The sequence below is a fragment of the Saccharomonospora sp. CUA-673 genome, assembly GCF_001942305.1.
In the GTDB taxonomy this organism is placed as follows: domain Bacteria; phylum Actinomycetota; class Actinomycetes; order Mycobacteriales; family Pseudonocardiaceae; genus Prauserella.
In genome coordinates this window covers 1-12,039 of the sequence record NZ_MKKE01000001.1, presented here as the reverse complement: position 1 = coordinate 12,039, position 12,039 = coordinate 1, and the positions used below count along the sequence as shown (strand labels likewise).

General features: G+C 70.4%; 15 protein-coding genes, 1 pseudogene and 1 riboswitch. Of the genes and pseudogenes, 12 read left to right on the top strand and 4 right to left on the bottom strand.

Translation table 11 applies throughout. The features are described from left to right. Positions 1-8 precede the first annotated feature (8 nt). Both BJF85_RS00085 and BJF85_RS00080 read left to right on the top strand, forming a co-directional pair. Positions 9-875: an AraC family transcriptional regulator gene (locus BJF85_RS00085; RefSeq protein ID WP_075845219.1), complete on the top strand. Its 867-nt coding sequence runs from the start codon at positions 9-11 to the stop codon at positions 873-875. A 113-nt stretch (positions 876-988) separates the two neighbouring features. Then, positions 989-1,387 carry an SgcJ/EcaC family oxidoreductase gene (locus tag BJF85_RS00080; protein ID WP_075845218.1) on the top strand — a complete coding sequence of 133 codons (399 nt, stop codon included), beginning with the start codon at positions 989-991 and terminating at the stop codon, positions 1,385-1,387. A 2-nt stretch (positions 1,388-1,389) separates the two neighbouring features. Here BJF85_RS00080 and BJF85_RS00075 read toward each other — a convergent pair whose 3' ends face one another. Then, positions 1,390-1,785, bottom strand: a complete 396-nt coding sequence (locus BJF85_RS00075; RefSeq protein WP_075845217.1) for an MmcQ/YjbR family DNA-binding protein — start codon at positions 1,783-1,785, stop codon at positions 1,390-1,392. A 63-nt stretch (positions 1,786-1,848) separates the two neighbouring features. On the opposite strand from BJF85_RS00075, the gene BJF85_RS00070 reads away from it, so the two are divergent. The 7 genes from BJF85_RS00070 (at position 1,849) to BJF85_RS00035 (ending at position 6,564) form a co-directional block, all read left to right on the top strand. After that, on the top strand, positions 1,849-2,265 hold the full coding sequence (locus BJF85_RS00070) for an oxidoreductase (RefSeq protein WP_075845216.1): 417 nt from the start codon (positions 1,849-1,851) through the stop codon (positions 2,263-2,265). Between the two features lie 28 nt (positions 2,266-2,293). Then, positions 2,294-2,506, top strand: a complete 213-nt coding sequence (locus tag BJF85_RS00065) for a CopG family transcriptional regulator (protein WP_369822036.1) — start codon at positions 2,294-2,296, stop codon at positions 2,504-2,506. A gap of 1,023 nt (positions 2,507-3,529) precedes the next feature. After that, the gene (locus tag BJF85_RS00055; protein ID WP_030534474.1) at positions 3,530-3,769 is read left to right on the top strand and encodes a type II toxin-antitoxin system Phd/YefM family antitoxin; all 240 of its coding nucleotides are present in this window, start codon (positions 3,530-3,532) and stop codon (positions 3,767-3,769) included. A gap of 73 nt (positions 3,770-3,842) precedes the next feature. Further along, positions 3,843-4,190 (top strand): type II toxin-antitoxin system VapC family toxin, encoded by a 348-nt coding sequence (locus BJF85_RS00050; RefSeq protein WP_369822040.1) that lies wholly within the window; start codon positions 3,843-3,845, stop codon positions 4,188-4,190. A gap of 18 nt (positions 4,191-4,208) precedes the next feature. Next, a complete protein-coding gene (locus BJF85_RS00045) occupies positions 4,209-4,577 on the top strand; it encodes a nuclear transport factor 2 family protein (RefSeq protein WP_075845214.1) in 369 nt (122 codons plus the stop codon). Between the two features lie 186 nt (positions 4,578-4,763). Continuing rightward, positions 4,764-5,822 (top strand): N-acetylmuramoyl-L-alanine amidase, encoded by a 1,059-nt coding sequence (locus tag BJF85_RS00040; protein ID WP_075845213.1) that lies wholly within the window; start codon positions 4,764-4,766, stop codon positions 5,820-5,822. A 121-nt stretch (positions 5,823-5,943) separates the two neighbouring features. Continuing rightward, positions 5,944-6,564 carry a maleylpyruvate isomerase family mycothiol-dependent enzyme gene (locus BJF85_RS00035; RefSeq protein ID WP_075845212.1) on the top strand — a complete coding sequence of 207 codons (621 nt, stop codon included), beginning with the start codon at positions 5,944-5,946 and terminating at the stop codon, positions 6,562-6,564. 262 nt (positions 6,565-6,826) lie between these two features. Here BJF85_RS00035 and BJF85_RS00030 read toward each other — a convergent pair whose 3' ends face one another. Further along, positions 6,827-7,087: a hypothetical protein gene (locus BJF85_RS00030; RefSeq protein ID WP_255375281.1), complete on the bottom strand. Its 261-nt coding sequence runs from the start codon at positions 7,085-7,087 to the stop codon at positions 6,827-6,829. A 138-nt stretch (positions 7,088-7,225) separates the two neighbouring features. Further along, on the bottom strand, positions 7,226-7,528 hold the full coding sequence (locus tag BJF85_RS00025; protein ID WP_075845211.1) for a 4a-hydroxytetrahydrobiopterin dehydratase: 303 nt from the start codon (positions 7,526-7,528) through the stop codon (positions 7,226-7,228). Positions 7,529-7,568: 40 nt separating this feature from the next. Next, positions 7,569-7,683, top strand: a riboswitch (TPP riboswitch). 98 nt (positions 7,684-7,781) lie between these two features. On the opposite strand from BJF85_RS00025, the gene BJF85_RS00020 reads away from it, so the two are divergent. From BJF85_RS00020 to BJF85_RS00010, 3 genes and pseudogenes are all read left to right on the top strand, one after another. Continuing rightward, positions 7,782-8,843: a thiamine ABC transporter substrate binding subunit gene (locus BJF85_RS00020; RefSeq protein ID WP_075845210.1), complete on the top strand. Its 1,062-nt coding sequence runs from the start codon at positions 7,782-7,784 to the stop codon at positions 8,841-8,843. Further along, positions 8,819-10,462 (top strand): annotated as a pseudogene (locus BJF85_RS00015) (ABC transporter permease). Before BJF85_RS00020 ends, BJF85_RS00015 begins: the two are co-directional and overlap by 25 nt. Further along, positions 10,462-11,490 (top strand): ABC transporter ATP-binding protein, encoded by a 1,029-nt coding sequence (locus BJF85_RS00010; RefSeq protein ID WP_075845209.1) that lies wholly within the window; start codon positions 10,462-10,464, stop codon positions 11,488-11,490. Before BJF85_RS00015 ends, BJF85_RS00010 begins: the two are co-directional and overlap by 1 nt. Here BJF85_RS00010 and BJF85_RS27795 read toward each other — a convergent pair. Further along, the coding region (locus BJF85_RS27795) for an HNH endonuclease signature motif containing protein (RefSeq protein WP_187346840.1) at positions 11,487-12,039 on the bottom strand (553 nt) is incomplete at its 5' end. The genes BJF85_RS00010 and BJF85_RS27795 overlap by 4 nt on opposite strands.

Here is a 12,039-nt window from a genome sequence, read left to right as displayed (position 1 = left end):
GAGCAGCCGTGATCGACACTCTGAACCGCCTCGTGGCCGCCGTCGAGAACCATCTCGACGAGGAACTCGACGTCGCCGCCTTCGCGGTCGGCGCGGGAACCACCGAGTATCACCTACGCCGCATGTTCTCGTCCCTGGCGGGAATGCCGGTGTCGGACTACATCCGGCGCCGGCGGATGACGGTCGCCGCGGCGGACGTCATCGGCGGTGAGGACCTGCTGACGATCGCCGTCCGATATGGATACGGATCGACCGAGGCGTTCGGCAGGGCGTTCCACACGGTCCACGGCGTGCGTCCGGGAGACGTGCGCCGCGCAGGCGGCCCCCTTCGCAGTCAAGCACAGCTCAGGTTCCGCCTGACCGTCGAAGGGAGCACCACAATGGACGCACGTATCGTCGACAAACCCGCCTTCCGCCTGGTCGGCCACGCCGCGCGCGTGCCGCTCGTCTACGAAGGCATCAACCCGCACATCGCCGAGCACATCCGGTCGCTGCCGGACTCGGCGTTCGTGCGACTCGAGGAACTCGGCACCATGGACCCGAGCGGCGTGCTGCAGGTCAGCGCCGACGTCGACCCCGGCTATGCCGAGGGCAGCGAACTGACGCACATGCAGGGCGTTGCCGTCGGGGCCGACACCGACGTCCCGGACGACCTCGACGCGATCGAGGCCGAGGCCGGTTCGTGGGCCGTGTTCCGCACCTCCGGTGAGCACCCGAAGGCGCTGCAGGACACGATGGCGGCGACGGCGACCGAATGGTTCCCGTCCAACCCGTGGCGACTCCGTCCCGGACCGTCGCTGGTCTCCTATCTGGACCAGGCCGAGGACTTCAGCACCGCGACGTGCGAGCTCTGGCTCCCCGTCGAACGTGCCTGACATCGGCGGGGAAGCACGATCCGGACCGTGCCGGCCGAGCTCGACGAGCCCGGCCGGCACGGTTCTCGACTTGACCTCGAGTGAGGTCGAGGTACTACAACGGTGTCGTGGATATGACCAAGAGCGACAGCGCGGCGTTGCAGGCGATCGTCACGGACGTCGAGACGGGGTTCAACGCCAACGACCCGGAACTGCTCGTGCGGCACGTCGCCGACGACGCGGTGATCGTGAACGCCGTCGGCGGCGTCCTCCGTGGGCGGTCGGCGGTGGAGGAATCCGTCCGGGCGGGCCTTGCCGGTCCGCTCCGCGACGCGACCGCCCACTACGAACTCGGTGACATCGAGCTCGTCGCGCCCGACGTCGCCGTTGCGCTGAAGACCGCGTGGGCCTCCCGTGCGGCGGCGGATTCGGGGGAGCCGCCGGCGATGAACGCGCTGTACGTGTTCGTCCGCCGCGAGGGCAGGTGGTGGATTCAGCGCCGACAGAACACCCTCGTCCCGGCCGCCGGGTAGGCCTAGTCGTCGGGGTGTTCGGCGAGGTAGGCGGCGGCGAGTCGTTTCGGGGCGCGGTCGAGCCACGCGTCGACGATCATCTCGCGCAGGTGCTCGGTGTCGATGGCCTCGAGCCGGATGAGCAGCACGGGTGAGTTGCCGAAGTGCGGGATCGTCAGGAAACGGTCGGGGTAGGCGGCGAGCAGCTCGCGGGTCGTGGGCTCGTCCTGGACCCGTACGGCCGCGAGTTCGCCGTCCGGGGCGGCGTCGCCGAGCGCCGCACGATCGGTGCCGTTCAACGGCCGTTCCCACACGAACCCACGGTCGCGCACCCGCCACATGCGCATGCCCCACGCCGGGCGCATCGTCACCTCGGGAAGCCCGGTGGCGATCCGCTCGACGTCGGTCAACGTGGCCATGGACGTCACGGTAGCCCCGTTTCACCGCGGGCACGACCGGGTTCGCGCCGCTACCCTCCGGTGATGAGCCTGTACGAGGACGTCGGGGGATTCGACCGCATCCTGGCGGTGTGCCGCCGGTGGCACGAGCTGTGCCTGGACGACCCGCTGGCGCAACACCCCTTCTCCCACGGCATGCACCCGCAGCACGACGAACGCCTCGCCGCCTATCTCGCCGAGGCGGTGGGCGGGCCCGCGTTGTACACGGCCGGCTACGGCGACGAATCGTCGATGCGCCGACTGCACGCGGGTCAGGGCTCCGACGCCGACATGGAGGAGGCCTGCCTACGGCTGTTCGACCAGGCGTTGTCCGACGTCGGCGTCACCGGCGATGCCGCCCAGTGCGTCTCGGCGTACTTCCGCGCAGCGGCGTTCGGCTTCCGGCAGTACGCCGACAGCGCAGACCTCGTCCCCGACAACCTCGATGTCAACCACGCCTGAACCGCGGCCGGGGCCTCGTGGTGGGAGCATGTCTGACATGGAGATGACGTTGCGACTGACCGCGGAGCAGGGGCGGGCGTTGACCCTGCTCGCGGCGGCCAGTGGCATCAGCAGGCACGACGCCGCAGTACGCGCGATCTCCGAGGCGGCGGCGCGCATGGTTCGCGCCGACCGTGTCCGCGCATTGTCCTGCGAGGGGCGTACGCGCTATGTGGCTTTGCTGGATCGCTTTGCCCAGTGACGAAGTGACAGGTCCTGGCTCGCCGTGGTCCTGGAGCTGGCCGCGCCCGAATGTCGTTGCTGGGTCTATTGCGTCCGGGCCTCGGTGGCCGCCGTGATGATCGCGTCCATGGCGTCGACCGTCTGTTCACGCCAATGCGCCCGTGGGGGTCTCGCGGGGATGGCGGTGCGCCGGAGTCGGGCGAGCGCAAGGTGGGTGATCGGTGTGTGCTCGGGGAAGGTTTCGAGTGCGCGCGGCCGGCTTCCTCCTTGGAGACGACGTCTCCATTCGTGATCGTGGCGTGCATTCGGGCCGGGCCCAGTACGCACCATTCGACCCGACTCGCGCCGATCGGCCGTCGACGGCTCTGTCCGCTCCGTCCATTCAGTCGGTCGGCGAGGGGCGCCCAGTAGTCGTGGAGGTTCTGCCGGGTCCAGGCTCGCAGGGTGTCGGGTTCGGGATCGAGGCGCCACGTCGACAGGTCACCGCCACGGACCGGAATGCCGCCGCGAGTGAGTTCATGCCAGGTCACCGGGTTGACGTCGAACGCTCCGCGGGCGTCGAAGAGCTCTCCGGTGTGGGAGGCCGCCGGTTCGATCCGGCTCACCGGCAGGGACACATCCGATTCCCACACGAAGGCCGTGTTGCAGCACGCGGAGAACCCGTGTCCGCGCACGGCTCGGCCGAGGAGACGTGGAAGTTGCGACACATGCAGGGCGCGTAGCCGGGGGAGAAGATCACGTCGTTCACGCAGATCGTCGTCGAGCAGGGCGACCAGGTCGACGTCGCTGGCGCCCGGCCGATGGGCGTCGAGTGCGATCGACCCGCCGACGGCTGCCGCGACGATCCCGCCCGGCAGCACACGGTCGGCTGCCCGCAGATACGTGCCGACGGCGTGGGCCACTTCGTCGGGGAGTGGTGTGTCCACGCGGCCACGGTAGCGGTGAACCACGCCTGAAGCACGGCCAGCGGTGGTCCGGCGTTGTTTGAGGCGGACCACGAGCCCTGGTAACGTAGTTACGTACCTACATTCCGGGGGTGGCGATGACGACGATGAGTGCGCGCGAGTTCAACCGGGACGTCAGCGCTGCCAAGCGGGCGGCCGAAGAGGGGCCGGTGCTGATCACCGATCGCGGCGAGCCGGCGTTCGTGCTGCTGTCGATCGACGAGTACCGGCGGCTCGGTGAAACGGGAGCGGATCTGGTCGACCGGCTGAGCATGACCGACGACATCGACGTCGACTTCGAACCCGTCCAGTTGCAGCCGAAGGTTCCCGAGTTGTGAGCTACCTGCTCGACACGAATGTCCTGAGCGAGCTTCGTAAACCCGCCGACCGGGCCGACGGTGCGGTGCGCTCCTGGGTTGCATCGCGGACGCGTCCGATCTCTACCTGTCCGCGGTGACGATTCTGGAGGTGGAACTGGGGATCAGCCGGGTCGAACGGCGCGACCGGGCCCAGGCCACCAGGCTGCGCACCTGGCTCGAGGACGACGTCCTCCACGTTTTCGCGGGCCGCGTGTTGCCGGTCGACGTACCGGTCGCGCGGCACGCGTGCCGGTCGCACGTCCCGGACCCCCGGCCGGAGCGAGACGCGCTGATCGCGGCGACCGCCGTGGTCCACGACCTGACCTTGGTCACGCGCAACACGAAGGACTTCGACCGGCTGGACGTGCGCCTGATCGACCCGTGGCTCGCCGACGGGTAACCGACGAACGGAGTGGCTGTGGAGATCACGGGGACGGACTCGTGCGGCAACTCGCCGAAGAACCTGTTCGTCGCCCGGTTCGAGGAGCACCTCGCGCGGCGGGACGTCGCGGCGATCGCCGAGGTGCTCGCCGACGGGTGCGTACTCGAGGTCGTCGGCGGGCCCGAAGCGACCGGGCGTGAGGACGTCGCCGCGGCACTGGTCGACGCGGTCCCGGACGGGCTGGTCGCCGCGCACGTCGAGGCCGCGATCACGCACGGCAGGGCCGCCTCCGCGTGGGGCACGTGGACGACGGCCGGGGGTGAGGTCGTGTCGTGGTCGCACGTGCTGTGGTTCCGCACGCTCAAGGCCGAGCACTTCGCCCACATTCGCCTGTTCCGGTCCTGACCCCGCTGGTCGGGGCGGGGTTCTCCGCAGGTGGTCCAATCCGTTCGTCGGTAGTAGCAAAGTAGGTAGTTCGCGGTTTTTCGCGGTTTTGTCGTGGCCGGGTCCCTACGTTCGCGGTCAGCACAGCGCCGTCATCCCTGCGGCGCGTGCGCCCGAGAGGACCTCGCTGTCGTAACCGGAGGAACCATGTCGTCCGACCAGAACTCGCTCCCCGATCTCGCCCTGTCCCGCCGCCGCATGCTCGCCCTCACCGGCGGTGCCGCCGCCGTGGCCGCCGTGAGCGTGCCCGCGCTCGCCCGCGTCGCGGGCGCCGCGCCCAGCACCGCCAACGTGCCCGAGTACTCCGGCGCCGACGACTGGGTCTCGGCCGGCTCCAACGCACTCGGCGACACCCGCTCCGACGTCACCGCCGTCGTCATCCACACCACGCAGGGCGCCTACCAGGGCGCGATCAATCACATGGCCGGCGAGAACGGCGTCGCCGCGCACTACGTCATCCGCTCGTCCGACGGCCACATGACGCAGATGGTGCGCGAGAACCGCATCTCCTGGCACGCCAACAGCGCCAACAGCTACTCCGTCGGCATCGAGCACGAGGGCTGGGTCGAGGAGCCCGGCTTCTACTACACCGGCACCATGTACCGCGAGTCCGCGAAGCTGGTGCAGCACCTGTGCTCGACGTGGAACATCCCGCAGGATCGCGACCACATCATCGGTCACAACGAGGTCGAGGACGCCACGCACACCGACCCGGGCCCCGGCTGGAACTGGTCGTACTTCATGTCCCTCGTGCGCGGCGAGTCCGTGTCCGACGAGCCGCCCGCACCGTGGACCGCGGCCCGCGACACCTACTCGACCGTGTCGCCCGAGCGGTCCAACCCGCCCCAGACGTCCAGGGTCGCCCAGCACCTGCTCAACTTCCGCGGCGCCGACCTCGAGGTCGACGGCGTGTTCGGCTCGGTGTCCGGCGCTGCCGCACGCGAGTTCCAGGAGGAGCAGGGCCTGACCGTCGACGGTGTCGTCGGCCCGCAGACGTTCGCCGAGCTCATCGCCGAGCGCAGGTCCGGATCCGACGGCCACGCCGTGCGCGCCGTGCAGACCGCGCTCAACAAGTACGGCGCCGGGCTCGAGGTCGACGGTTCGTTCGGCCCCGTCACCGACACCGCGGTCAAGGAGTTCCAGGACGCCAACGACCTCACCGTCGACGGCATCGTCGGCGCCATCACCTGGCGTTGGATCGTCTGACATCGCATTGTGACCCCCGGGGCACCTGCTTTGCCGGGAACGCGGCGTTTGTGGGGGCTGTGTTCCCGGGCCCCGGGGGTTACGGTCCTGGGCGTCGAGGCCGCGCCGCGAGGGGACCGTCATGGGCAACGTCGAGTTCGCCACCGAGGAACGGACGGAGCTGGCCGAGTTCCTCGGCACGCTCACGTCCGCCGAATGGGACAGCCCGAGTCTGTGTGAGGGCTGGCGGGTACGGGACGTCGTCGCCCACATGATCAGCTACGACGGGCTCGGCCCGGCGGGCGTGCTCCGGCGGTTCGTCCGCGGCCGGTTCCGGCCCGCCGTCGTCAACGAGATCGGCGTGCAGGAGTACTCGCACGAACCCGACCGGTTGCTGGAGCTGCTCGACGAGCGCCTGACCCCGCGGGGCTTCCCGACGTGGGGCGACGGCCGGATCGCGTTCCTCGACGGGCTCATCCACCACCAGGACATCCGGCGTGGACTCGGCAAACAGCGCGACGTCCCGGCGGAGCGGTTGGCGGTGGCGTTGCCGCTGTCGCTCGGCGCACCGCCGTTGCGCGCCAAGGGGCGGACGCACGGACTCCGACTGATCGCCGACGACATCGACGTCGCCCTGGGCGAGGGCGCGGAGGTCCGCGGGCCCGGCGAGGCTCTGCTGCTGGCGATGGCCGGCCGGCGAGGCGTCGTCGACGAACTCACCGGCCCAGGACAGAGCGTCCTCGCCGAACGCATCGGCGGTTGAGATCCGGCGGGCTCGCACGCGCGCGGGCCCGCCGGCACCGGTGTCAGCCCAGCAGGGCCAGGGTGATCACGATCATCAGGGTCACGAACGTGGCGAGGGCCGTGACGGCGGCCTGGCGGCGGGGGTCCAGGACGGGAACGCGCTGCATGGGTGCTCCAGGAGGGGTGTAGGGACGTCCACCTGGAACAGCGCGCACCGCCCTGCCGTCGTTACAGCGCATCCGGGTGATGCGCACCGCTCCCGGTCGGCCCCGCCGGAGCCGCTACTGGGGCTGCCGGCGGTGGCCCTTGGCCGTGTAGTACAGCACCGCCGCGGCGAGGCCGACGAACATCACGAACGCCGTGCCGCCCACGACGAGCGCCTGGGTGAAGGCGTCCCACTGGTCGCCCGCCGCGCGGCGGGTCTCCTCCTCGGCGGCCCCGGCCGGCAACGCTCCGGCGAACAGCGAACCGAGGACGGCGAGAATCGACACCGCCAGGGCGCGCAACGGCCGTGTCCGCCACCCGGCGTCTTCTGTGGACACACCACGGAAATCGTTGGTACGTAAAGCGATTCGGCTCATGCGCACTCCCTCCCTCTGGTCGGTTACCCGTGTATCGCCACTCGACACGGAAACGTTGCCGGCTGCCGTACACGTCACATGATCGTGTGTGTGACGCGGCTACGCGCCCCTCATGACGCCGTCAACGGCATGGTCGATCTCGTTCGCCAACGAGACGTCCTTGTCGGTCAGCCCACCCGCACTGTGGGTACTGAGGGAAAAACGTAGCGTGCGCCATCGGATGTCCACGTCCGGGTGATGGTCGGCGGCCTCGGCGAGCTCGGCGACGCGGTTCACCACCTCGATGGCTCGCAGGAAGGTCGGCAGCTTCGCCTCCCGGGTGATCGCGTCGCCCTCGCGCTGCCAGTCGGGAAGGTGTTCGAGCGCCGCGCGGATACGGTCGTCGTCAAGTAGTTCCGTCATGTGTCCATGGTGCTGGTCAGCGGGGTAAGCTGCACAGTCGCATTACCGCCACGGGAGTCCGGTGCACCGGCCGGACTGAGAGGTGGGCGCACGACCCACGACCGTTCGCACCTGATCCGGATCATGCCGGCGCAGGGAGGCAGGCTCACCTCGGGCCGCCCGCCTCCCGCCCTCGCCCGATCCGGTGAGGTTGGCGGTGACGCCGCGTGACGGTGCCGGAGGACGTCGTCAGCGGCGTCGGAAGAGGAGAGCCATGTTGCCGCGCCCCCTGCGCACGACCACCGCCGTCGCCCTCACGGGTCTGCTGGTCTCGGGTTGCACCCTGATCGGCGGGGACGAACCGGCCGACGAGGGGACCACCGCGGTCATCCTCGCGACGCACGACTCGTTCACGGTGCCGCAGGAGGTGCTGGATGCGTTCGAGGAGCGCTCCGGCATCCGGATCGAGCAGCTCAAGCAGGGTGACGCGGGTGCGCTGGCGAACCGGCTCGTGCTGACGAAGGCCAACCCGGTCGCCGACGTGGCCTTCGGCGTCGACTCGACGTTCGCCTCCCGCACGCTCCGGGAGGGCGTGTTCGAACCCCACACCCCGGACGCCGCCGACCAGGGTCCGCAGCGGTACGCGGTCGACGGTGCCGACGGCGACCGGCTCACGGCCGTCGACGTCGGCGACGTCTGCGTCAACATCGACACCGAGTGGTTCGTCGAGAACGACGTGCCCGAGCCGGAGACGTTCGCCGACCTCACCGAACCGCGCTACCGCGATCTGCTGGTGGCGCCGAGCCCGGCGACGTCGTCGCCCGGGCTGGCGTTCCTGCTGGCCACGGTCGCCGCGGAGGGCGAGGACGGCTGGCAGGACTACTGGCAGGGCCTCAAGGACAACGGCGTCCAGGTCGTCAGCGGCTGGACCGAGGCCTACACGCAGGAGTTCTCGGGTTCGTCCGGCGCGGGCCCGCGGCCGATCGTCGTGTCGTACGCGTCGTCGCCGGCGGCCGAGGTCGGCGACGACGGGACGCCGCGCACGAAGGCGCTGCTCGACACCTGTTACCGGCAGGTGGAGTACGCGGGCGTGCTCGACGGCACGGACAAGCCCCGGCAGGCGCGGCAGGTCGTCGACTTCCTGCTGTCCCCGGAGTTCCAGGAGACGGTCGCCGACAACATGTACGTCTACCCGACGCGGGACGACGTCGAGCTGCCCGAGGCGTGGCAGGAGGCGGCGCCGTTGCCGGAGGACCCGGCGGAGCTGCCGGCCGAGCAGGTCGACGAGCACCGGGAGGACTGGATCACGCAGTGGCGCGAGCTGTACGAGGGCTGAGCCGGCCCGGCGGTCCACGCCTGCCCCGTGGCCTGGGCGTGGCCGCGCTGGCGGCGGTGCCGATCGCGTTCCTCGGCGTGTTCTTCGCCTGGCCGGTCGTGGCGATCGTCCGGCTGGGCCTGGCCGACGGTGGGGTCGCCGCTGCGCTGGTGAGCGCGGAGACGTGGGATCTGGCTGCGTTCACGGTGGGCCAGGCGGCGGCGTCGACGGTGGTCGCCGTGGTGGCGGGGATGCCGGTGGCGTTCCTGCTCGCGCGGGCGCGCCTGCGCGTGTCCGGGTGGGCGCGCACGTTCCTGCTGATCCCGTTCGTGCTGCCGACGGTGGTGGTCGGCCTGGCGTTCCGCGCGTTGTGGCCGGGTGGCGGGGTCGGCGCGATCGTGTTGGCGAACGCGTTCTTCAACGTCGCCGTCGTCGCGCGCACGGTGGGCGGGTTGTGGGCGCACCTGGACCGGCGGGCCGAGGATGCGGCGCGGTCGCTGGGCGCGTCGCGGTGGCGGGCGTTCCGGTCGGTGACGTTGCCCGCGTTGATGCCGGCGTTGGCGTCGTCGGCGGCGGTGGTGTTCCTGTTCTGTTCGACGAGCTTCGGCGTGGTGTTGATGTTGGGCGGGGCCCGGTATCGCACGTTGGAGACGGAGATCTACGTCCGCACCGTGGAGATGTTGGATCTGCCGGGCGCGGCGGCGTTGTCGTTGGTGCAGTTGGCCGCGGTGGTGGCGGCGTTGGTGATCGGCGGTGCGGCGCGTCGGCGCAGGGAGCGTGCGGCGGCGTTGCGGGCGCGTTGTCGGTGGCCCGGCGGCCGGAGGGTCGTGAGTGGTGGGTGGTCGGGGCCGCGTTGGCCGTGGTGGGCGCGCTGGTGGTGCCGATCGTGGCGTTGGTGGTGCGGTCGTTGTCCACACGCGACGGGTGGGGGTTGGACGGTTATCGCGCGCTGGCGGGTTCGGGCGACGGGACGTTGAGCGTCACGGGGTGGGATGCGGCAGTGAATTCGCTGCGCACCGCGTTCGACGCGACGGTGTTGGCGATGGTGGTGGGGGTTGTGGCTGCGGTCGCGTGGTGGCGGCCGGGCGTGCGCGGGGCCGGGCTGCGCGGGCGGCGTCGGAGACGTGGATGCGGCGTTGATGTTGCCGTTGGGTGTGTCGGCGGTGACGGTCGGTTTCGGGTACCTGGTCACGTTGGACGCGTTGCCGGGGGACCTGCGGACGTCGCCGTTGTTGGTGCCGGTTGCGCAGGCGCTGGTGGTGGTGCCGTTGGTGATCCGGATGGTGTTGCCGGTGTTGCGGTCGGTGGACGAGCGGCTGCGGCAGGCGGCGGGGACGCTGGGTGCGCGGCCGGTGCGGGTGTGGTGGGCGGTGGATCTGCCGTTGGCGGCGCGATCGTTGGCGGCGGCAGCGGCGTTCGGGTTCGTGGTGGCGTTGGGCGAGTTCGGTGCGACGAGTTTCCTGGCGCGGCCGGAGGCGCCGACGTTGCCGGTGGCGATTCACGAGTTGATCAGCAGGCCGGGGGAGTTGAACACGCAGATGGCGTATGCGGCGTGCACGTTGTTGATGGTGGTGACGGCGGTGGTGGCTGCGGTCATCGATCGGTTGCGGTCGCCGCAGGCGAGGGTGGGGGAGTTCTGATGTTGACGGTGGACGGCCTGTCGGTGGCGTACGGCGATGTGCCTGCGGTGCGGGATGTGGCGTTGGAGATCGCCGACGGTGAGGTGTTGGCGTTGCTGGGGCCGTCGGGTTCGGGCAAGTCGACGTTGTTGCGCGCCATCGCCGGGTTGGAGACGTCCGGTGGTTCGGTGCGCTGGGACGGGCAGGGTCTCGACGACGTGCCGGTGCATCGTCGTGGGTTCGGCTTGGTGTTCCAGGACGGGCAGTTGTTTCCGCATCGCGACGTGGCGGGCAACATCGCGTTCGGTCTGCGGATGCACGGTGTGCCTGCTGCGGAGCAGGCCGGCCGGGTGGCGGAGTTGCTGGACCTCGTCGGCCTGGCGGGGTACGAGCGTCGCCGGGTGACCGAGTTGTCGGGTGGCGAGGCGCAGCGGGTGGCGTTGGCGCGGGCCTTGGCGCCCCGGCCGCGGTTGTTGTTGCTGGACGAGCCGTTGTCCGGTTTGGACGCCGAGTTGCGGGAGTCGTTGGCGCTCGAGTTGGTAAGCGTGTTGCGGCGCGCGAAGACGACGACGTTGTTGGTGACGCACGACCAGGCGGAGGCGTTCACGTTGGCCGACCGGTTGGCCGTGTTGGACGCGGGCACGATCCGCCAGTCCGGCGACGTGCTCGATGTCTGGCGCGCGCCGGTCGACGAGCGGGTCGCGCGGTTCTTGGGCGTCACGACCGTCGTGCCGGGTGAGGTGTCGGACGGTCGTCTGACCTGCGCGTTCGGCTCGGCGAGTGTGCCGTGGGCGGCGGCCGGCAGGGCGGCGGTGGGCCTGCGCCCGCACGCGTTGCGCCTGGCCGCGGCCGCCGCGTCGGGTTCGGTGCGCGGGACGGTCGTGCAGTGTGTGCGCCGTCTGGACCACCTCCGCCTGTCGGTCGACGTGTCCGGCGCCGTCGATGTGGCGGCGACGGTCGACACGGTGGCCGGCGCGGGCGAGGAGGTGCGCGTGGGCGACGACGTCGGGCTGGTGCTCGACGCCGACGGTGTGGCGATCATCGGCTAGCGGGTTTCGGACGATCGCGGTGGCAGGATGGTTTCGCGTTTGTCGGTGTAGATCACGCCGAGTGGGGTGGTGATCGAGGACGTGCCGCGGGTCGGGTCGTAGTGGTGGATCCAGCCGGGTGCGTTCTTGAGTCGGTGGTGTTTGCGGCAGCGTGGTGCGGCGTTGCTGGTCGAGGTTGAGCCACCGTCTTTGGCCCACTGTTTCTGGTGGTCGAAGTCGCAGTGGCGGGCGGGTCGTCGGCACCAGGGGACGATGCACATGTGGTCGCGGACCTGGACGAGTGTGCGGATCGTCGAATTCGGACGATAGCTGGATCGGCCGAGGTCGACGGGGTTGCCGGTGGCGGGATCACACAGCACCTTCCGCCAGATCGACTTGGGGTTGGTCATGATCTCCCGTGCGTACGCGGCCGGGACTGGTCCGATCCCGTCGATCGAGGCTCCGGTCTCGGACATGGAGAGCGCGGTGTCGATGGGCATGTGGAGATAGACCATCGCCGCCGATTGCGGCACGGTCACACCGGGGTCGTTGCCCAGGAGCAGGTCGGCG

Bases quoted from the DNA above. Each gene is read 5' to 3' on its own strand.
- BJF85_RS00080 (WP_075845218.1), top strand. From the start codon at position 989: ATGACCAAGAGCGACAGCGCGGCGTTGCAGGCGATCGTCACGGACGTC.
- BJF85_RS00075 (WP_075845217.1), bottom strand. From the start codon at position 1,785: ATGGCCACGTTGACCGACGTCGAGCGGATCGCCACCGGGCTTCCCGAG.
- BJF85_RS00070 (WP_075845216.1), top strand. From the start codon at position 1,849: ATGAGCCTGTACGAGGACGTCGGGGGATTCGACCGCATCCTGGCGGTG.
- BJF85_RS00065 (WP_369822036.1), top strand. From the start codon at position 2,294: ATGTCTGACATGGAGATGACGTTGCGACTGACCGCGGAGCAGGGGCGG.
- BJF85_RS00055 (WP_030534474.1), top strand. From the start codon at position 3,530: ATGACGACGATGAGTGCGCGCGAGTTCAACCGGGACGTCAGCGCTGCC.
- BJF85_RS00040 (WP_075845213.1), top strand. From the start codon at position 4,764: ATGTCGTCCGACCAGAACTCGCTCCCCGATCTCGCCCTGTCCCGCCGC.
- BJF85_RS00035 (WP_075845212.1), top strand. From the start codon at position 5,944: ATGGGCAACGTCGAGTTCGCCACCGAGGAACGGACGGAGCTGGCCGAG.
- BJF85_RS00025 (WP_075845211.1), bottom strand. From the start codon at position 7,528: ATGACGGAACTACTTGACGACGACCGTATCCGCGCGGCGCTCGAACAC.
- BJF85_RS00020 (WP_075845210.1), top strand. From the start codon at position 7,782: ATGTTGCCGCGCCCCCTGCGCACGACCACCGCCGTCGCCCTCACGGGT.
- BJF85_RS00010 (WP_075845209.1), top strand. From the start codon at position 10,462: ATGTTGACGGTGGACGGCCTGTCGGTGGCGTACGGCGATGTGCCTGCG.